The following is a 19,922-nucleotide window of genomic DNA, read 5'->3' on the forward strand; positions in this document are numbered from 1 at the left end:
GGGGGGCCTTCGGCGTCGGGGGCCGCCGATTCGCACGCGCGCGCAGAGCTGACTCCTTGGGGCTGGCGGCCGGCCCGGTGAGGGCTGCACCGACCGGGGCACGGGCTTTATGACGAGGCGATACTAGTCATACGGTGTGTTAGCAGTGAAAGCGCGTTCGATCTTCGGGCGGTGCACACACAAGTCCTTGACATCGCCGAAGGGCGGTATTCACGGTCCCACCAGGGCGGCATCCGCGCGCCGCCCGGATTCCCCGGGCCCGGTGCGGAGCGCTCCGCTCCGGACGGGCGTCCGGCCCGCGCCCGCCCGCGCCCGGCGGAGCGGCAAGTCCCGAGGAGTGGAACGAGGTTGTCCCGGCCGGCGGTTCACGGCTACGGTACCCGGCATCATGCAGACGTGGAGCCTTCTTCTCGGTGGCCGCAGCGGGGTCTGACAGACCGGCACCCCGCTGCGGGTCGCCGTGCTGCCGGTCGTCGTCCCCTCGACACCGAACCAGGGAAGGACGCCGCACCCCGTGCGCTCCACCGAATCCGCACAGAACGTCAAGCTCTCCGCCACCCTGCGGACGCCCGCCGGACCGGTCCCGGCCGACGCCCCCGCCTGGAACCGCCAGCGCGGCAGCGCGATGCCGTTCCACCGCTACCGCCCCGCCCACGCCCGCGTCCCGCTGCCGCCGGTCGACGCCCTGCCCGGCGGCCGCCGCTGGCCCGCCCGGCGGATCGAACGGGCCCCGCTGTGGGTGCCGGTCGACCTGCGGGACGGCAACCAGGCGCTCGCCGAGCCGATGGACCCGGACCGCAAGCGCCGGATGTTCGACCTGTTCCTCGCCATGGGTTTCAAGGAGGTCGAGGTCGGCTACCCCTCCGCCAGCCGCACCGACTTCGACTTCGTGCGCCACCTCGCCACCACCCCCGGCGCGGTGCCCGAGGACGTCACCGTGGTCGTCTTCACCGCCGCCCGCGCCGACCTGATCGACCGCACCTTCGAGGCCGTCGCCGGCCTGTCCCGGGTCGTCGTCCACCTCTACACGGCCACCGCCCCCGCCTGGCGCGAACTCGTCCTCGGCCGCGACCGGGCCCAGGTGCGGGAGCTGGTCACCGCCGCTGCCGAGCTGATGGCCCGCCGGGCCGGCGACCGCCCCGGCGTCCGCTTCCAGTTCTCGCCCGAGGTGTTCAACCTGACCGAGCCGGACTACGTGCTGGAACTGTGCGACGGCCTCACCGCGCTGTGGGACGCGAGCCCGGACCGCCCGGTGATCCACAACCTGCCCGCCACCGTCGAGATCGCCACCCCCAACGTCTACGCCGACCAGATCGAGTACCTGGACCGGCACCTGGCCCGGCGCGACGCGGTGATCCTCTCCGTCCACCCGCACAACGACCGCGGCACCGGCGTCGCCTGCGCCGAACTCGCCCTGCTGGCGGGCGCCCAGCGGGTCGAGGGCTGCCTGTTCGGCAACGGCGAGCGGACCGGCAACGTCGACCTGGCGACCCTCGCGCTGAACCTCCACACCCAGGGCGTCGACCCGATGGTCGACTTCTCCGACATCGACGGGATCCGCCGCACCGTCGAGCACTGCAACCGGCTGCCCGTCCCCGAGCGCCACCCCTACGTCGGCGACCTCGTCCACACCGCCTTCTCCGGCACCCACCAGGACGCCATCAGGAAGGGCCTGGCCCACCACGCCGCCACCGCCGAACGCCTCGGCGTCCCGCCCGGGCAGGCGCCCTGGGACGTCCCGTACCTGCCGATCGACCCGGCGGACCTCGGGCGCGACTACGAGGCGGTGATCCGGGTCAACAGCCAGTCCGGCAAGGGCGGCATCGCCTACCTGCTGCAGACCGGGCACGGGCTGGAACTGCCGCGGCGGCTGCAGATCGAGTTCTCCCGGGTCGTCCAGGAGGCGACGGACGACAGCGGGCGCGAGATCACCGCCGACGAGCTGTACGCGCTGTTCCGCGCCACCTACCTGGACGCGGCGCCCCCGTCGGCGCGCTGGCGGACGGGGGAGGCCGACGTTCCGACGGGGGAGGCCGGGGGCCGGGCGGGGGAAGCCGGGGGCCGGACCGGGGACGGGCGGCACTGGGCGGCGGTCTCGCTCGACGGCGCCGCCGAGCACCGGGGCGAGGGCAACGGCCCGCTGGACGCCGTGGCGGCGGCGCTCGGCGCGGCCGGGCACGCCGTGGACATCCTGGGGTTCACCGAGCACGCCGTGCGCACCGGGCCCGACAGCGACGCCGTCGCCTACGTCGAGGCGCGGGTCGACGGGAGGGCGGTCTGGGGCGCCGGGCGCGACTCCTCGGTGCTGGCGGCCGGGGTGCGGGCCGTGCTCAGCGCGGTCGGCAGGGCGGGCGGTCCGACGGGCGGCCTGGCGGGAAGTCGTGCGGGCGGTCGGGCGGGCGCGGTACCGACGGGTGCCGGGTCGCAGGAGCGTCCGGACGGCGTGCGGCAGGAGGGCGTGCGGCAGGATGGGGCGATGACCGACGACACGTCCCTGCCCAGCCGCAGCCGCGCGGTGGCCGACGCCCTCGCCGGGGCCGGCCTGCCCGGGGAGATCCGCGTCCTGCCCGACTCCGCCCGCACCGCCGCCGAAGCGGCCGCCGCCCTCGGCTGCGAGGTCGGCGCCATCGCCAACAGCCTGGTCTTCGTCTGCGACGACGCGCCCCTGCTCGTCATGACCAGCGGCGCCCACCGCGTCGACACCGCGTACCTCGCCCGCGTCCTGGGCACCGGCCCGATCACCCGGGCGAGCGCCGCCCAGGTCCGCGAGGCCACCGGTCAGGCCATCGGCGGCGTCGCCCCCGTCGGCCACCCGGCCCCGCTGCGCACCGTCGTCGACACCGACCTCGCCGGATACGACCTGCTGTGGGCCGCCGCCGGGCACCCGCACACCGTCGTGCCGATGACGTACGAGGAGCTGCTGAAGCTGACCGGCGGCACGCCGTCGGCGGTGACGGCGCCGCCGCAGGAGTAGCGGCGGGGGAGGGCCCTTCCGGTGGCTGTCCGGTGGCTGTCCGGCGGTCGTCCGGCGGTGGTCCGGGCGCCGGACGGCCACCGGGCGGTCACCGTCGGCGGGGCGGCTCAGGGGCGACGGCGTGCGGCGCGGGCGACCACGAGGAGGAACAGGCCGCAGGCCGTCACCGCCAGCCAGCCCGGGCGGGAGGCGGTGGTGAGCGCGTCGGCCCCGGCCCCGGCCCCGGTGGCGGCACCGACCCCGGCTCCCGCCACCAGGCCGCCGGCCAGGGCGATGCCGACGGCCGAGCCGAGCTGGCGGGCCGTCGAGGTGATCGCCCCGGCCACCCCGGCGCGGTCCGCCGGCAGGCCGCCCGCGGCGGTGTTGGTGATCGGCGCGTTGGCGAAGCCGAAGCCGGTGCCGAGCAGGAGGTTGGCGGCCAGTAGTAGCGGCACGTCCGCCGCGCCGCCGTCGGCCGCGAAGCTGCGCAGCAGCAGGAGCGCCCCGCCCGCCGCCGTGAACCAGGCGGCCAGCAGAAGCGGCGGGCGCGGTCCCGCCCGGCCCACCAGCACGCCGGAGAGCGGCGCGCACACCGTCGCCCCCAGCGCCATCGGCAGCGTGGCCAGCCCGGCCGCCGCCGGCGTCCACCCCCGCGCGTGCTGCAGCTCGAAGGTGGTGAGCAGCAGGCTCACCGTCAGCGCGACGAACACCGCCACCGCGCCCAGGGCGGCCGTGCTGAACACCGGCCGCCGGAACAGGGCGAGGTCCATCAGCGGTTCGGCCCGGTGGCGCTCGGCGCGCACGAACCCGGCGGTGGCCGCCGCCGCCACCGCGAACCCGGCGAGCGCCCACGGCGAGGCCCAGCCCAGCCGCGGCCCCTCGATCAGCACGGCCACCGTCGCGGACACGGCCGCGGTGAGCAGGAGCTGGCCCGGCAGGTCGAGCCGGCGGGCGCGCGGCGCGCGGGACTCGGGCACGAACAGCACGCTCAGCACCACGGCCGCGACCACCACCGGCACGTTCACCCAGAACACCGACCGCCAGCCGAACGCCGCGACCAGCGCCCCGCCGGTCACCGGCCCGGCCGCCATGCTCAGCCCGAACACCGACGCCCAGACGCCGATCGCCCGGGCCCGCTCCCGGGGGTCGGGCATCGCGTTCACCACGATCGCCAGCGCCACCGGGCTGAGCATCGAGGCGCCCACCCCCTGCAGGGCGCGCGCCGCGACCAGCGCGCCCGTCGAGGGCGCCAGCGCGCAGCCGAGGGAGGCCAGGCCGAAGAGCAGCAGGCCGCACTGGAAGACCCGGCGGCGCCCGAAACGGTCGGCGAGCGCGCCGGCCGTGATCAGCAGGCTGGCGAGGACGACGGTGTAGGCGTCCACGATCCACTCCAGGTCGCGGGTGCCCACCCCCAGACCCCGGCCGATCGCGGGCAGGCCGACGTTGACGATCGTGGTGTCCAGGCCGACCAGGAACAGGCTCAGCGCGCAGACGGCGAGCACCGTCCAGCGCCGGCGGGCGGAGAGAAGGGGAGGGGGCGGTGCGGTGGCCGCGGTGGTGGTCATGGGGTGGGCGCGCCTTCCGGTCGGATCGTCGTAACGGCGCGCCCATGCTCAGGCCGGGGGAGGGGCGCGGCGCAGCGTTTTTGCGGAAACCGCAAAGAGTCGGACCCGGGCAGAATCGCTCCCATGGACGCCGACCCCACCGCGACCGACGACGTCGCGACCGCTGCCGCCGCGACCGACGACGTTGCGCCTGTCGTCGCTGCGGCCGACGACAGTGCGACCGACGACGTCACGCGGACCATTGCCGCCATCGGGCCCAGGCTGCGCGCCCTGCGCCTCGGCCGCGGCCTCACCCTGGACGCCCTCGCCACCGCCACCGGCATCTCCGTGAGCACCCTCTCCCGCCTGGAGTCCGGCCACCGCCGCCCCGCCCTCGACCTGCTCATCCCGCTCGCCCGCGCCCACCGCGTCGCCCTGGACCACCTGATCGCGGCCCCCGCCACCGGCGACCCCCGCGTCCACCTCCGGCCCCGCCACCGCGACTCCGGCAGCGTCCTCGTCCCGCTCACCCAGTACCCGGGCCGGGTGCAGGTCTTCAAACAGGTCCTCGCCCCGCGTGAACCCCGACTCGTCAGCCACGCCGGCTACGAGTGGCTCTACGTGCTCGCCGGGGACCTGCGGCTCCTCGTCGGCGACCGCGCGTACACCCTCCACCCGGGCGAGGCCGCCGAGTTCGACACCGCCGAACCCCACTGGTTCGGCCCGGTCGGCGCCGAGGCGGTGGAGATCCTCCACCTCTACGGCCCGCACGGCGACCAGGCCGTGCTGCGCACCGCCGCCGCCCCCGGGTAGGGCCGGTCCCCGGCCGCGGGGTTCAGCGGGCGGCCCGACCGGCCGGGCGCTGGGCGAGGCGACGGGCAGGGCGGGCGGGGTGCTGCGCGAGGGCCAGCGAGACGGCTTCGAGGGCGCTGGTGAAGGACACCTCGCTCAGGACGCCCGGGGCGGCGACCTGGTCGCCGACGAGGTAGACGCCGTCGCCGCGGTCGATCGCGGGGCGGTCGCGCCACGTGGTGCCCGGCCGGTCCACCGCACCGGTGCGCCCGGCGGCGACGGCGGACCGGCGCCAGAGCAGGCGCTCGGACCAGCCCGGGAAGCCCAGGTCCAGCAGGTGCTCGGCCCTGGCCAGGCCGGACTCCCTCGACTCGGCCGGGGCCAGCGGGAGTTGGGCCTGGACCAGCTGCTCGCCGACCGGGGCGAGACTCGCGTCCTGGGTGGTGAAGCGCTCCACCCAGCCGGTGCGGTCGAGGTCCGAGACGAAGAAGGCGTCGCCGCGCCGGGAGCGCAGCGCCAGGTCGAGCAGCAGCGTCCGGCCGCTCTCCCCGGACAGGCCCTGGTCGCCGAGCAGGCGGCGCGCCGACTCCAGGGAGGTCGCCACGACGACCGGGTTGTTGGTCGGCGGCAGCGCCTCCAGCCGGGAGCCGGTCTCGATCCGCACACCCAGCTCCCGGGCGCGTGCCGTCATCCGGTCGATCACCGACTGCCAGCCGCCGACCGGGTACACCGCCTCCGGCGGGAGGCTCGCGGCGCGGCGCAGCCGCTCCTGGGTGAACGCCGCCGACAGCAGCCCCGGGGCGTGGTGGAAGGTCGCGACGGCCGCGAAGTTGGCCGCCGCCAGGGCCGTCCGCTCACCCGCCACCTCGCTCGCCCAGCCCAGGAAGGTCCGGCCGACGGGCGCGTCCCGCCGGGCCGCCAGCCGGGAGACCGCCAGCGGCGGAACCGAGCGCAGCCGGTCGTCGAGGAGGTAGCGGGTGCGCACCAGCGCGCCGAGCGGGACCCGGGCGAGCGGGCCGACCAGCCCGCGCTGCCGCAGCCACGCCCAGTGCGGGCCGCGCCGGTAGAAGGCGTGCGGCCCCTCGTTGGCCCGGTACGGCGCCTGCGCGGTGCGGGCCCGGCCGCCGAGCCGGCGGTGCGCTTCGTGCAGCGTCACGTCGGCGCCGGCCTCGGCCGCCGAAATGGCGGCCGTCAGACCGCCGAAGCCTCCGCCGATGATGGTGATCCGCCGCCGCGCCATGAGCCGTCCTCCGCTGGTCGTCCGTGTCCGGCCGGCCCGGGTCGGTCCCCGGTCGCGGCCGCTGTCGGGAGGGAGACGACGCGGAGCGCCCGGATGTGACAGCCCGTCGCGCGGGGCGCGGGAGAGGCGCAGAACGCGTACGGGAGCGCCCGGGGCGGCGCGCGATCGGCGGATGGGCGCCGGGCGGGTTCCCGTCGAGTCGGCGCGGTGGTGTTCCCGCAGGTCGGCGGGGATGTGGGGGTGGCGGTGCGGGGCGGACGGCACGGGACGGGTGGGGCCGAGGTGGCCGGTTTCCGGCCCTCCGGCGGTGCGCGTACCGAATAACGGCCCGCCGCTGTCGGCCGTCGCTGCTACACCGAAGGCTGGTGCAGCGGAGGAGTCGGAGGAGGCGGTCATGGCAGGTGGCGGTGAGTGGGTCCGGGTACGTGCCCACCTCCGGCGCAAACCCGGTTCGGGCAGTGGCGGTGGCGGCGCTGGCGGTGCGGGGCGGCGGACCAGCGGGTGGGTGATCGCCGGGGCGGTCGCGGTCTTCTACCTGTACGGGCACTTCGTCGGCTACCGCGACGATGCTGCCGCGCCGCCGCCCGCCGCACCGGCCGTGCCCGCCGCCACGGAGGCGCCCTGATGGCGGCCCGCTTCCGCAAGCCGCGCGGCCCGGTGGAACGGCTCGCGGCGGCGCTCGTCGCCGCGGCGGTCGCGGTCGCGGTGCTCGGCATCACCCAGGCGCTGCTGCGGTCCTGGGTGTTCCTGGTGGCGGTCGCGCTGCTCACGCTCGCGGGCGCCGTGTGCGGCCCGATGCTGGAGCGCACCCGCACCGAGCGGCTGGCCGGCCTGCGCCTCAGCCTCGCCGAGGTGGACGCGATGGGCGACCAGGACTTCGAGTACGCGCTGCGCGATCTGCTGGTCCGCGACGGCTGGACGGCGGACCAGGTCGGTCGGCAGGGCGACCAGGCCGCCGATGTGATCGGCCACCACCCCCGGCACGGCCGGATCGTCCTCCAGGCCAAGCACACCACCGTCGGCGCCAAGGTCGGCGTTCAGGTGATGTACCAGGTCAAGGGGACCGCCGGCCCGGTGCACGGCGCCGACGTCGCCGTGGTCGTCACCAACGGGGGCCTCACCCGTGACGCGATGGACTGGGGCGACCAGTACGGGGTCCACTGGGTCGACCGCGCCCGCCTGGAGAGCTGGGCCGCCGCCGGGCGGCCGCTGCACCACCTGCTGCCGCTGCCGCGCCGCCCGCTCGGGTAGCGGGTGGCGGGTGGCGGGAAACTGGTGGCGGGTGGCAGGTAGTGGGAAGCCGCGTTGCCGCAACCGGGACGGCCTGGTTCGATCGGCGGTATGGACCAGGACGCCAACCCCGAGATCGCCGCCACCCTGCGCCAGATCGGCCCCCGGCTGCGCCGGCTGCGCGAGCGCAAGGGCATGTCGCTGACCGACCTCGGCCAGGCCACCGGCATCTCCAAGAGCACGCTGTCCCGGCTGGAGTCCGAGCAGCGCAAGCCGAGCCTGGAACTCCTGCTGCCGATCGCCGCCGCCCTCGCCGTCCCGCTGGACGAGATCGTCGCCGCCCCGCGCGTCGAGGACCCGCGCGTCCACCAGCACCCGGGCCGGGCCGACGGCCGCACCTTCGTCCCGCTCTCCCGCCACCGCACCGAGCCCCGGGCCTTCAAGATCACTATCCCGGCGGCCCACCACACCCCCTCGCTCGCCACCCACACCGGCCACGAGTGGCTCTACGTGCTCTCCGGCCGACTGCGGCTGCTGCTCGGCGAGCACGACGTCGTCCTCGCCCCCGGCGAGGCCGCCGAGTTCGACTGCCAGAACCCGCACTGGTTCGGCTCCACCGGCGCGGGCGACGTCGAGGTCCTCAGCCTCTTCGGCAAACAGGGCGAACGCCTCCACCTGCGCGCCCGCACGCGCCGCAAGGAGACCGGGCAGGCGTGACCGACCGGGTGCCGCCCGGCGCGCGCCCGACCGTGCGCACCACCTTCCCGCTCCCCGGGAGGACCGCCACACCCGCCCGGTGGACCCACGGGGACGTCCGCGCCGAAGCCGTTCGCCGCAGGTGCCGGCCGCCGCCCCGGCCGCGTCGACAACGGCCACGCCGTCCCCAACGAGGAACAGCGTCCTCCTCTGCTCCGGCCCCCACCGCCCCTGGTCCACCCTGTGGCCGCACCTGCGCCACTACTGCTGACCACGTCCCAGGACGGCCAGCCGACCGGGCCGCCTTCCCCTGACGCGGAGGCTTCTGCGTCGCTGTCGGCGGGAGTGGAAAGTCGGCGGGGCCGACTTCCAGCTCCGGCGGGGGAGCCGACGGGATGCCCGGTGTCAGGAGGCGGCGCGGAGGGGGGTCGGGAGGCCGGCGCGGTGGGCCAGTGCGGCGGCTTCGCCTCGGGACGCGACGGCGAGTTTGGCGAGGATGTTGGCGACGTGGAACTTCACCGTGGACTCGCTGATGTGGAGGGCGTGGGCGATCTCGCGGTTGCGGCGGCCGCGGGCGAGCTGGTCCAGAACCTCCAGCTCCCTCGGGTGCAGGCCCTCCAGGGGATCGGCCGAGGTCGCCGCTCCCGACTCCGGGGCGTTCAGGGGGAGGTCGACGGTCACCGTGGTGCCCCAGCCGGGGACGGCGTCGACGGTCACGCGGCCCGCCAGGGCGGCGATCCGGTCGGCGGTGCGGTGGACGGCCAGGGCGTCGGCAGTCAGCAGGCCGGGGCCGTCGTCCCGGACGACCGCGCGCAGGCCGTTGTCGACGAACTGCCACCGCACGTGCAGCCGGCTCGGGCCGTCCTGCTCCAGCATGGCGAGCACGGTGGAGCGGACGGCGGCGCGGGCGGCGTGCGCGGTGTCGGCGGGGACCGAGCGGTCCCCCTCGGCCGGGGCCAGCAGGTCAAGGCGGACCGGGCTGTGCCGCAGCAACGGCCGTAGTCCGTCGGCGAGTCGGGCGAACGCGGTGGCGGCCGGCTCTTCGCTCAGCTCGCGGTCGAGATCGGCGGCGCCGCGCAGGTCCAGCAGTGCGGTGACGGCCAGATCGGTGGCGTTGCGCCGGGCGGTGGCGTCGTCCAGGGCGGCCGAGCGCAGCGGCGCGAGGATCGCGGAGAGGGCGGAGGCGTGGGCGCCGCCGAGTTCGGCGATGGTGCGCGCCCGCGCGCTCGCCGAGGCACGGGAGACGGCGGCGTACGCGGGTGCGGCGTCGACGGCCCGGTGGTGGGAGTGCGTGGTCAGCAGCTCCCATAACTGCTGAAGCACTCGCAGCGGCCGCTCGGGCAGCGGCGCCGGAGGAAGGCCGGTCCCGGGTCCGGACGCCGCCCGGACCAGGACCAGCAGCGCGCCGTTGCTGCCGGCCGGTGCCGCCGCCACGGCGACCGCCGGGCGGGGGCGCCCGCCGAGCACCGCCTCGCCCTGCCAGGGGCGGCCGGGGACCACCAGCTCGCGGAGCCCGGCCAGTTCGGCGCCGGTGATCCGCGCCGACAGCTCCTGGGGGCCGGTGACGCTCGCCGGGGAGTGCGTGCAGATCCCGCTCAGCTGGGCCAGCGCGATGTGCGGGACGAGCCCGGCGAGCGCCTCGGAGATGCTCGGCATCAGCCTCGGCCGGGGTGCGCGCAACACCTCGGCGGTGAGGGCCAGCGCGCCCTCGGGGTCGTCCCAGGACCACCCGCCGGGACCCGCCGCCCCGTCCTCGCCGGATCCGTCGCCGCCGAATCCACCGTCCTGCCCACGCCCTTGCCCCTGCCCGCGCCCCTGCCCCTGCCCGTGTCCGTGTCCGTCGTCGCCGCGCGGCTGCTCCACCATGCCGACCAGCGTAGTTCGCGCCCGCCCCGGCAGGCCTGGCCGAAGGGACGGGTCGAACCGTCCGATCGGAGGGGCGGGCGGGCCCGGCGCCCGTACCAGGCTGGAGACGTCAGCGGGACGACGGGGGCCATCCGGGCCCGCAAGTCCCCCGCAGCGAAAGAACGGTGGGCCTTCCCATGAGCAACCCTTCCGGCGCCGGCACCCTCCCGACCAAGGCGATCGGCTTCGCCGAGCACGGCGGCGTGGACGTCCTGCGGCCGATCGAGGTCGAGCTGCCCGCCCCCGGCCCCGGCCAGGTGCGGATCACCGTGCGCGCCGTCGGCGTCAACCCGCTCGACCACAAGGTGCGCTCCGGCGCGCTGAAGGCGCTGTTCCCGGTCACCCTCCCCGCCGTGGTCGGGTACGAGGTGGCGGGGGTGGTGGAGTCGGTCGGCGAGGGCGTCACCGAGTGGCGGACCGGCGACGAGGTGCTCGGCGCGGTGCACGGCGGCGGCTACGCGGAGTACGTGCTCGCGGAGGCGGACCGGCTGGTGCGCAAGCCGGCGGCGCTCGGCTGGGCGCAGGCCGCGGCGGTCCCGGCGGCGGCCGAGACCTCCTGGCGCGCGCTCGCCCTGCTGGGCGCGGAGTCCGGCCACACCCTGCTGGTGCACGGCGCGGCCGGCGGCGTCGGCACGGTGCTGCTGCAGTTCGCCCGGGCCCGGGGGATCCGGGTGATCGGCACCGCGAGCGAGGCCAACCACGCGTACCTGCGCGAGCTGGGCGCCGTCCCGGTGGCGTACGGCGAGGGGCTGGCCGAGCGGGTCCGCGCCGTCGCGCCCGGGGGTGTGGACCGGGTGCTGGACGCGGCCGGGACGGGTGTGCTGCCGCTGTCGGTCGAGCTGGCGGGCGGCGCGGAGCGCGTGCTGACCATCGCCGACTGGCAGGGCGCCGAGCAGCACGGGGTGCGTTTCACCGGCGGCGAGGCGACCGCCACCTTCGACCGCCCGGCGCTGAACGGTGCGCTCGAACTGTTCGAGGCGGGCGCCCTGACCCTGCCGCTGCACCGGGTGTGGCCGCTGTCGGAGGCGGTCGAGGCGCAGGCCGAGAGCGAGCGCGGCCACGTGCGGGGGAAGATCGTCCTGATGGTGAGCTAAGTCCGGATTGGTCTGATTTTCACTCGTTTGGAATAATCCGACGCTCGGAATCCCCGTGATCACGGGGATCGGCCGGTCGGCCGACATGCGCTCGCCCATTCGAGTGCAGAGGGTTGGCCGGGAGCGACGGGCGGCACGGGCCGCCCGCGCGAACGAGGTCAGGAGGACCCGGATGGACAGGCGAGCGATGGTCGGCGAATTCCTCGGAACGCTGTTGTTGGTGCTGCTGGCGGTGGGCGCGGCGGTGCTGGCCGGGGAGGCCATCGGCTCGGTGGGCATCGCGCTCGCGTTCGGCCTGGTGCTGCTCGCCCTCGCGTACGCGATCGGGCCGATCTCCGGCTGCCACGTGAACCCGGCGGTGACGCTCGGGTTCCTGCTGGCGCGTCGGGTCGACGGCCGCACGGCGGTCTCGTACTGGGTCGCGCAGGTGCTCGGTGGCATCGCGGGCGCGGCGCTGGTGCTGCTGCTCGCCAAGCAGGTCCCGGGTCTGGAGACCCATGGCAAGCTCGGCACCAACGGCTGGGGCGACCGCTCCGCGGTCCACATCAACGCCGGCGGCGCCTTCCTGACCGAGGTCGTGCTGACCTTCCTGCTGGTCTACGTGGTCCTCGCCGTCACCCACCGGCTCGCCGCCACCGGCTTCGACGGGCTGCCGATCGGCATGGCCCTGGTGGTCGTGCACCTGGTCGGCATCCCGCTCACCGGCACCTCGGTGAACCCGGCGCGCAGCCTCGGCCCGGCCCTGTTCGCGGGTGGTCCGGCGCTCTCGCAGCTGTGGCTGTTCCTCCTCGCGCCGCTGGTCGGCGGCGCGCTGGCGGCCGGTGTGCACCTGCTCACCCACCCGCAGCCCAACCTCCCCGCCGCCGAGGCCCTGGCCACGGACGCCCGCGCGGCGGCGTAGCCGGCCGGGGTCGGCCGGCGCGGGCTCCGGCTGCCGGTCGTCGCTCCTCGGTCACCGGTCGTCGCTCCTCGGTCACCGGTCTTCGGTCTTCGGTCACTGGTCTTCACCGGGTGAAACCGAGCCGTTACAGTTCGGTCCCATGGAGGATCTGAAGACTGCGGCGGTCCGGGGGAGCGGCGGGCGGCTGGCCGGGAAGTCCTGTGTGGTGACGGGTGCCGCGAACGGGATCGGCCGCGCCGTCGCCGAACTCTTCGCCCGCGAGGGGGCGTCGGTGGTGGCCACCGACCTCGACGTCGACGGCCTGCGGCGGCTGGAGAAGCAGCTGCCGCAGGCCGTCAGCACGGTGGTCGGCGACGTCTCGCGGGACGAGGACGCCCGCCGGATGGTCGCCGCCGCCGTCGAGCGGCACGGCCGGCTGGACGTGTTGGTGGCCAACGCGGGGGTGATCCCGCTGATGGAGATCACCGAGGCGGGCGCCGACGACTGGGACCAGGTGATGGCCGTCGACGGGCGGGGGATGTTCCTCACCTGCAAGTACGCCATCGAGGCGATGGCTCCGTCCGGGGGCGACGGCGCCGGCGGGGGCCGGGACGGGGCCGGCGGCGCGATCGTCTGCGTCTCGTCCATCTCCGGCGTCGCCGGGCAGCGCGGCCAGGCCGTCTACGGTCCCGCCAAGTTCGTCGCCTCCGGCCTCGCCAAGCACCTCGCGGTGGAGTGGGCCGACCGGGGCATCCGGGTCAACGCCGTCGCCCCCGGCACCATCACCACCGAACGGGTCGCCCGCCTGCGGGACGAGCCCGGCGGGCCCGAGTACCTCGCCGCCATCGAACAACTCCACCCCATGCGCCGCCTCGGCGCCCCCGAGGAGGTGGCCGCCGCCGTCCTCTTCCTGGCGTCCGACGAGGCGTCGTTCATCACCGGTGCCGTCCTCCCGGTGGACGGCGGCTACCTCGCCCAGTGACGGTCGGCGGACCGGCGGCGGCGTGGTCCGCGCTCCGGGCGCCGTGACCCTCCCGGTGCGGGCGGAGACACCGCCCGTGCCGGGACCGGCCCCGCACTCCGCGGCGGCCCGGCCCGCGAGCGCGCCGGGATCGCCGGGGTGGTCCGTGAACTCGCCGAGGTGCGCAGCCTGCTGGGTGGGATCGCGGCCGCCGCGGCGCGGGGCGAGGTGATCACCGCTCCGCGTCCGGAACCGTTCTCGGCTCGCCGGGCTCGCCGGAGAAGCTGACCTCGCCCCGGTGCAGGACGTGCACGGCGGCCGCCCCGGCGAGCGTCGCCGGGAGGGCCTGCGCGGTCAGCACCACCGTCCGTCCGGTGGCGGCGGCCGAGGACAGCAGGTGCGCGTGCAGCCGGGCGGCGGTGGCCGGGGCCAGTCCCCGGTCCGGTTCGTCGAGCAGGAGCAGCCTCGGCGCGGCGGTCAGCGCCCTTGCCACGGCGACGAGTTGCCGCTGGCCGCCGGAGAGGGTCCCGGCCCGCCGGGGGAGCAGCGCGGCGAGTTCGGGGAACAGCTCCAGCGCCTCGCGGGCGGGGCCGCCCCGGGGGCGGGCGCCGAGGGCGAGGTGCTCGGCGACGGTGAGCGAGGGGAACACGGCCCGCTCCGCCGGCACCAGCGCGAGCCCGAGCCGCACCCGCTGGTGCACGCCGAGCGCGGTGACATCCCGCCCACGCCACACCACCCGCCCGGCGGCCGGGCGCACCAGCCCGGCGAGCGCGTGCAGCGCGCTGGTGCGGCCGGACCCGTTCCGGCCGAGCAGCACCGTGACCCGCCCGGAGGGCGCGGCCAAGTCCACGCCGTGCAGCGCCTCCAGCGGGCCGTAGCGCACCCGCACGCCCGACAGGGCGACTTCGACGGGCACCGGACCTCCCGGAAGGGTCGAGGGCGGGTTGAGGGTTGGGAGTTGGAAATCTGTCAGCTGATATCTGTCATCTGTTATCTGTCATCTGAAATCTGTCAGTTGTCATTTGTCAGCCGCCCCCTCACCGGCCCCAGGCGCGGACCACCCGGGGATCGGCCAGTACCGCCGCAGCCGGGCCGGCGGCGACCATCCGGCCGTCGGCCATCGCGTAGACGGTGTCCGCGAGTTCGGACACCAGGTCCGGGTCGTGCTCGACCAGCAGCAGGGCCATGCCGTCGTCGGCCAGACCGCGCAGGACGGTGAGCAGCCGGGCGGTCTGCGCGGTGTCCAGGCCCGCCGCCGGCTCGTCGAGCAGCAGCACGCGCGGCTCGCCCGCCAGCGCCCGCGCCAGCTCCACCAGCCGCAGCACGCCCGTCGGCTGCCCGCCGGCCGGCTCCGCCGCCACCGCCCCCAGCCCGAACACGGCGAGCGCGCGCGCCGTCCGGCCGTCCGCCGGGCCGGACCGCTGCTCGGCGCCGACCCGCACGTTGTCCGCCACCGACAGCGTCGGGAACACGGCGATCTGCTGGAACGTGCGGGCCAGTCCGAGCCGCACCCGCTCGTGCACCGGGAGCCGGGTGACGTCCCGGCCGCCGAGCAGTACCCGGCCCGCGTCCGGGCGGACGGTCCCGGCCAGGCAGTCGAACAGCGTGCTCTTGCCCGCCCCGTTCGGCCCGATCAGCGCGGTCACCCGCCCCGGCGCCGCGACCAGGTCCACCCCCGCCACCGCCTCGATCCCGCCGTATCGCCGCACCACCCCGCGCGCCGTCAGCCGGCCGGTGCGCGGGCCGGTGCGCGGGCCGGTCGGCGCGGCGGAGTGGCGGCGCCCGGTCACGGCCCGGCCTCCGCGGCCCCTGCGGCCTCCCCGGACGCCCCGCCACCGGCCGTCCGGCGGGCGGTGATCAGCGCCCGTACCCGCCGACCCGCCGGCGTCAGCCGCCCGGCAGGCGCGGGGGGAACGGACGCCGGCGCGGCGGCCCGCTCCGCCGGTGCCGCTCGCGCCGTCCGGCTCGCGGCGAGCCCGGCCAGACCGCCCGGGAGCCGGCCGATGGCGGCCGCCAGCGCACCGACCGCGACCGCCGACACCCCCGCCACCGTGCCCGTGTCCAGCCCGATGAGCAGGGCCGCCGCCAGGACCGCCGCCAGAGCACTGTCGGCGCCCGCGACCACCACGGCCGCGAACCAGACCAGCCCCTGCACGGGATCGAACGCGGCCGCGTCGAAGGCGCGCCCGGCCATGCCCATCAGCCCGCCGCCGAGCGCCGCCAGCGCCGCGCCCGCCACGAAGGCGAACAGCTTGAGCCCCGGCACGTTCACCCCCGCCGCGGCCGCCCCCGGCTCGTGGTCGCGCATCGCCCGCAGCGCCCGGCCGGTGCGCCCCCCGCGCAGGGCCCGCACGGCGGCCGCACCCAGGCCGAGCAGCACCAGCTCGGCGAGGTAGAACGCGCGGTCCCCGGCCAGGAACGCGGGCCGCTCCAGGACCAACCCGGTGGTGGCGTACGGCTGTTGGAAGACGAAGCGGCTCAGCGTCGTCCCGACCGCGAAGGTCACCAGCGCCAGGGCGAGACCGCGCCGCCGGATCGCCGGCCAGCCGGTGAGCAGGCCGAGCGGCGCGGTGGCGAGCACGGCGAACAGCAGCGCGGGCGCGGCCGGCAGGGCGGGCAGACCGGGGATCCGCCCGGACATCAGCAGCGCCGTCCCGAGCGCCCCCAGCCCCGCGTACCCGGCCTGGCCCAGCGAGATCTGCCCGCCGTAGCCGGTCACCACCACGATCGACAGCAGCACCAACGCCAGCGCCGGCACCAGCAGCGCGCCGCGCAGGTCGTTGCCGCGGAAGCCGAGCGGCAACAGGAGCAGCACCAGGCAGACCGCCCGTGCCGCCCGGCCGCCGCCACCGCGGACCCGCGCCCACGGGGCGACGGGCCGGACCTCCGCCCGCTCCGGCCCGTCGGCCAGCCGGGGACCGGCCAGCAGCGCGGCGGCCAGCAGCGCCACCACGAACAGGTTCGCCTGCACCGCCTGCACCAGCGGCAGCAGCTGCCCGGCCGGCCGGAACCGGGTCAGCTCCGCCTGCAGAACGCCCAGCCCGAGCCCGGTCACCACCGCGACCGGGATGCTCCGCAGCCGGGCCGCCACCGCGACCGCCATCGTCTCCATGACCAGCAGCGGCAGCCCGTACGGGTCCAGCAGCAGGTACGGTGCGAGCGCGATCCCGACCAGCCCGGCGGTGAACGAGCCGAACGCCCACCCGGCCGCCGACACCCGGTCGGCGTCCACCCCTGCCAGCTCGGCGAGCCGCCGGTCGTCCACCACCGCCCGCACCCGCAGGCCGAACGGCGTGAACCGGGTGGTCACCCCGACCGCCAGGGCGAGTACGAGGATCGCGGCCAGCTGCGCCACCGTGTCCGGGCGCAGCGTGTGCCCGCCGGGCAGGGCGACCGGCGCCCCGCCGAGCGGCGACGGCGCGCCGCCCACCGGCGCGCCGCCCACCGGCGCGGCGCCCCACACCAGCACCACCACCCCGATGAGCAGGACGAACACACCGACCCCGGCCACCGTCGTCTCGGCCGGTCCGGCCCCGCGCCGTTGCAGCGGCCGGTACACCAGCACGTCCAGCAGCACACCGAGGGCGGGCGCCACCAGCAGCAGGCAGCACGCCACGGCCGGCCAGAGCGGCCAGTCCCGCTCGACGACCAGATCGCGCAGCAGGTAGGCGACGAGCATCGCCTGCGCGCCCTGGGCGAGGTTGAGCACGCCGGTGGCACGGTGGCAGACGACCAGGCCGATGCCGCTGAGCGCGGCCGCGCTGCCGACGGTCAGTCCGGCGAGGGCGAGGTCGACGGTGAGGCCGGCCGAGTCGAGGCCGGCCGCGCCGAGGACGGCCGGGTCGGGGGCGGTCATCGCGCCGCCTCAGCCGGTCGGCGGGCGCGGATCGCCCGGACGGGTGGTGGCGCCGCCGGGATCCGGGTCGGGATCCCCGTCGGGCGGTTCCGGGTCGCAGAGCCGGCAGGGCGTGAGTCCGCGGTCCCGGACGGCGGAGGCGTCGGCGTCGGCGGCGGAGGCCTTGCCCGCCACCAGCGGGCACTCCGGGCGGTGGTAGAGCGTGCCGCCGGGAACGGCCAGCGGGGGGCCGGCCGCTCCGGTGCCGGCAGCACCGATCCCGACAGCACCGATCCCGACAGCACCGATCCCGGCAGCACCGGCGGGCCCGCCGGGGTCGCCGCCGCCCTCGGTGTCCGCAGGGTCGACGAGCAGGGCGTACAGGTGCTCGATCCGCCGGTCCGTGGCCGTCGGCGGCCCCGCAGGTGGCGGCGCCGGTGCGGACGGCGCCCGCCCGGGCGGGCGCAGCGCGACCAGGACGGCGCCCGCCACGATCAGCGCCGCGCCCGGGACGGTCGCCGAGGCCAGATACGGGACCTGCTGCTCGACGAACCGCTCGCCGGACACCCCGTACCAGCCCAGCACGCACAGCACCGCGCCCGCGGCGACCAGCGCCCATCCGGCCCAGCCGCCGCCCTCCCGCGCCGAGCGCACCGCGCGGGCCGCCGCGCCCTTCGCACGGTGCGCGGCGCTCTGTCGCCCGGATTGCGATTCGTCCATGGATCCGCCTTGATGGTGTCACTTGCGACGTTTCCAGGATCGGCCTGGAACAGCATCCGGAGCGAGGAACACCATGCACGTGAGCCAGAGCGGCACCCGTCGGCTCGGCGGCCCGGTCCCGCGGGCGGCGGGCGCCCTGCTCGCGCTGCTGCTGGCGGGCACGGCGGCGGCCTGCGGCAGCGGCAAGTCCGAGTCCTCGACGGCGAGCCCGTCGCCGCCGGCCGCGACGACCACCGCGACCACCACCGCCACGACGACGGCGACGACGACCGCGACCGCCACCGCGACGGCCACGGTGACCGGGACCCCGAGCCCCGGGGCCACCGCGCCCGCCGATCCCGCCACCGCCACCACCGCGATCACCACCAACTGGCAGAAGTTCTTCGACCCGACCACCCCGATCCCCGAGAAGGCCTCGCTGCTCCAGAACGGCGACATGCTGCTGCCCGTCCTGGAGGGCTTCGCCCAGGACCCGCGGGTCGGCCAGGTGAAGGCCGCGGTGACCGACGTGGCGTTCACCTCCCCGACCGAGGCCACCGTCACCTACGAGCTGTCCCTCCAGGGCACCGTGATCGAGCCGGCCGCGACCGGCCAGGCCGTGCTGGACAACGGCACGTGGAAGGTCTCCCGCGCGACCCTCTGCGGTCTGCTGGTCCAGGCCGCCGGTGCCACCGGCACCCCGATCCCCGGATGCAGCTGACCCCCGCCCCTCCCGTCCGGGCGCTCGCCCGCGTGCTCGCCCTCGTCCTGGCGCTGGTGCTCGCCGGGGCGGCCGGCTGCGGGACGCGCCTGCCGCCGGACGCCTTCGGCGCCCACCCCACCACGGCGGGCGCCACTGCGACCGGCAGCGGCAACCCGGCCTCCGACACCGGCGTCACCCCGACCGAGATCCGGATCGGCGTCGTCACCTCGCTGACCAGCCCGGTCGGCAGCGAGGTGTTCAGCGGCCCGCGCTACGGCGCCCAGGCCTTCTTCCAGGACCTCAACGACCGCGGCGGCCTGCACGGCCGCACCGTCAAGCTCGTCACCTGCGACGACGGCGGCAGCGGCATCGGCAACCAGGACTGCGTGCACCGGCTGATCGACCAGTCGCACGTCTTCGCCCTCGTCTCCGGCAGCGTCCTCGACTACGCCGGCGCCCCCTACGTCAGCGGCAAGGCCGTCCCGGACGTCGGCGGCCAGCCGATCGGCACCGCGTACGACCGCTGGCCGCACCTGTACGGCATCTACGGCAGCAGCGCGCCGCGCGACGGGCACGCCGTCGGCTGGAACGGCACGCTCTACCAGTCCACCGAGGTGTTCCGCTTCTTCAAGGAACGGCTGGGCGCGACCAGCGCCGCCGTGGTCGCCTACAACCAGGCCGACTCCGCCCGCTACGCCGCCCAGCTGCGGGCCGGCCTGGAGGCCGAGGGCTACCGGGTGCTCACCCAGACGGTGGACTTCGCGCTGCCGAACTTCCAGGCGGTGGCCGCGGCCGTCCGGGCGGACGGCTCGCAGCTGCTGTTCGACGCCATGGACACCCGGGGCAACGCGGCGCTGTGCCGCTCCCTGGACGAGGCCGGGGTGCGGGTCACCGCCAAGGTGACCAACGTGCAGAACTGGTCGGAGACGGTGCGCACCGACTACCGGGCCTCGCCCGCCTGCCGCAACGCGCTCTGGGCCACCTCCTCCTCGCTCAACTACGAGGACGTCGGCCACCCGGCGGTGGCCGCCTTCCGCGCGGCGATGGCCCGCTACCACCCGGACCGCGAGCCGCTGCTCTCCGCGTGGGAGCTGGAGGGCTGGGCGGGCGCGCAGTGGCTCGCCGACGCGATGGACCCGTGCGGTGCGGAGCTCACCCGGGCCTGCGTCGAACGGTTCATGAACCGCCCCGAGCCCTATGACGCCCACGGGCTGCTCCTGCCCGCCTCGTTCGTCCCGCAGCCCCCGCCGACCGGGCTCACCCGGGCCTGCCTCAACGCGGCCCGCTGGCAGGACTCCGCCCAGGGCGGGCGGGGCGGCTGGGTCACCCAGGTGGAGTCCATGACCACCACCTGCTTCGACGTGCCGCAGCTGCCCTACCAGCCGTGAGG

15 protein-coding genes and 2 pseudogenes are annotated in these 19,922 nt (G+C 76.5%); 10 read left to right on the top strand and 7 right to left on the bottom strand.

The window, feature by feature from the left end; all coding sequences use genetic code 11:
• Positions 1-625: 625 nt before the first annotated feature.
• Positions 626-2,350 (top strand): annotated as a pseudogene (locus tag ACFVFS_RS00710) (2-isopropylmalate synthase); the annotation flags it as partial.
• Positions 2,351-2,584: 234 nt separating this feature from the next.
• Positions 2,585-2,974: pseudogene (locus tag ACFVFS_RS00715) on the top strand (YbaK/EbsC family protein); the annotation flags it as partial.
• 107 nt (positions 2,975-3,081) lie between these two features.
• Here the strand turns inward: ACFVFS_RS00715 and ACFVFS_RS00720 are convergent.
• Positions 3,082-4,518 (bottom strand): MFS transporter, encoded by a 1,437-nt coding sequence (locus ACFVFS_RS00720; RefSeq protein ID WP_380618561.1) that lies wholly within the window; start codon positions 4,516-4,518, stop codon positions 3,082-3,084.
• A 123-nt stretch (positions 4,519-4,641) separates the two neighbouring features.
• Between ACFVFS_RS00720 and ACFVFS_RS00725 the strand changes: the two genes are divergently transcribed.
• Complete coding sequence (locus tag ACFVFS_RS00725) at positions 4,642-5,310, top strand: helix-turn-helix domain-containing protein (protein ID WP_380618563.1); 669 nt, start codon at positions 4,642-4,644, stop codon at positions 5,308-5,310.
• 22 nt (positions 5,311-5,332) lie between these two features.
• On the opposite strand, the gene ACFVFS_RS00730 is transcribed toward ACFVFS_RS00725, so the two are convergent.
• Positions 5,333-6,529: an NAD(P)-binding protein gene (locus ACFVFS_RS00730; RefSeq protein WP_380618565.1), complete on the bottom strand. Its 1,197-nt coding sequence runs from the start codon at positions 6,527-6,529 to the stop codon at positions 5,333-5,335.
• A gap of 624 nt (positions 6,530-7,153) precedes the next feature.
• Here ACFVFS_RS00730 and ACFVFS_RS00735 point away from each other — a divergent pair.
• Positions 7,154-7,780, top strand: a complete 627-nt coding sequence (locus tag ACFVFS_RS00735; protein ID WP_380618567.1) for a restriction endonuclease — start codon at positions 7,154-7,156, stop codon at positions 7,778-7,780.
• Between the two features lie 90 nt (positions 7,781-7,870).
• Positions 7,871-8,476, top strand: coding sequence for a helix-turn-helix domain-containing protein (locus tag ACFVFS_RS00740; RefSeq protein WP_380618569.1), 606 nt, complete (start codon positions 7,871-7,873; stop codon positions 8,474-8,476).
• Positions 8,477-8,860: 384 nt separating this feature from the next.
• Here the strand turns inward: ACFVFS_RS00740 and ACFVFS_RS00745 are convergent, their stop codons facing one another.
• A complete protein-coding gene (locus ACFVFS_RS00745) occupies positions 8,861-10,321 on the bottom strand; it encodes a LuxR C-terminal-related transcriptional regulator (RefSeq protein WP_380618571.1) in 1,461 nt (486 codons plus the stop codon).
• A gap of 176 nt (positions 10,322-10,497) precedes the next feature.
• On the opposite strand from ACFVFS_RS00745, the gene ACFVFS_RS00750 reads away from it, so the two are divergent.
• From ACFVFS_RS00750 to ACFVFS_RS00760, 3 genes are all read left to right on the top strand, one after another.
• The gene (locus ACFVFS_RS00750; RefSeq protein ID WP_380618573.1) at positions 10,498-11,454 is read left to right on the top strand and encodes an NADP-dependent oxidoreductase; all 957 of its coding nucleotides are present in this window, start codon (positions 10,498-10,500) and stop codon (positions 11,452-11,454) included.
• A 172-nt stretch (positions 11,455-11,626) separates the two neighbouring features.
• On the top strand, positions 11,627-12,355 hold the full coding sequence (locus tag ACFVFS_RS00755) for an MIP family channel protein (RefSeq protein ID WP_380618575.1): 729 nt from the start codon (positions 11,627-11,629) through the stop codon (positions 12,353-12,355).
• A 139-nt stretch (positions 12,356-12,494) separates the two neighbouring features.
• Positions 12,495-13,316: an SDR family NAD(P)-dependent oxidoreductase gene (locus ACFVFS_RS00760; RefSeq protein WP_380618577.1), complete on the top strand. Its 822-nt coding sequence runs from the start codon at positions 12,495-12,497 to the stop codon at positions 13,314-13,316.
• A gap of 211 nt (positions 13,317-13,527) precedes the next feature.
• Here ACFVFS_RS00760 and ACFVFS_RS00765 read toward each other — a convergent pair whose 3' ends face one another.
• The 4 genes from ACFVFS_RS00765 to ACFVFS_RS00780 all read right to left on the bottom strand — a co-directional run bounded on the left by ACFVFS_RS00765 (position 13,528) and on the right by ACFVFS_RS00780 (position 17,850).
• Complete coding sequence (locus tag ACFVFS_RS00765) at positions 13,528-14,211, bottom strand: ABC transporter ATP-binding protein (RefSeq protein ID WP_380618579.1); 684 nt, start codon at positions 14,209-14,211, stop codon at positions 13,528-13,530.
• A gap of 121 nt (positions 14,212-14,332) precedes the next feature.
• Entirely contained in the window at positions 14,333-15,085 is a 753-nt protein-coding gene (locus ACFVFS_RS00770) for an ABC transporter ATP-binding protein (protein WP_380618581.1), read from the bottom strand.
• The gene (locus ACFVFS_RS00775) at positions 15,082-17,151 is read right to left on the bottom strand and encodes an ABC transporter permease (RefSeq protein ID WP_380618583.1); all 2,070 of its coding nucleotides are present in this window, start codon (positions 17,149-17,151) and stop codon (positions 15,082-15,084) included. Before ACFVFS_RS00775 ends, ACFVFS_RS00770 begins: the two co-directional genes overlap by 4 nt.
• A gap of 9 nt (positions 17,152-17,160) precedes the next feature.
• Complete coding sequence (locus ACFVFS_RS00780; RefSeq protein ID WP_380618585.1) at positions 17,161-17,850, bottom strand: hypothetical protein; 690 nt, start codon at positions 17,848-17,850, stop codon at positions 17,161-17,163.
• A 73-nt stretch (positions 17,851-17,923) separates the two neighbouring features.
• On the opposite strand from ACFVFS_RS00780, the gene ACFVFS_RS00785 reads away from it, so the two are divergent.
• Both ACFVFS_RS00785 and ACFVFS_RS00790 read left to right on the top strand, forming a co-directional pair.
• On the top strand, positions 17,924-18,550 hold the full coding sequence (locus tag ACFVFS_RS00785; RefSeq protein WP_380618587.1) for a hypothetical protein: 627 nt from the start codon (positions 17,924-17,926) through the stop codon (positions 18,548-18,550).
• Positions 18,541-19,920, top strand: coding sequence for an ABC transporter substrate-binding protein (locus ACFVFS_RS00790; protein WP_380618589.1), 1,380 nt, complete (start codon positions 18,541-18,543; stop codon positions 19,918-19,920). Before ACFVFS_RS00785 ends, ACFVFS_RS00790 begins: the two co-directional genes overlap by 10 nt.
• The last annotated feature ends 2 nt before the right edge of the window (positions 19,921-19,922 follow it).

Origin of the sequence: Kitasatospora sp. NPDC057692, assembly GCF_042799475.1 — a bacterium.
GTDB lineage: Bacteria > Actinomycetota > Actinomycetes > Streptomycetales > Streptomycetaceae > Kitasatospora.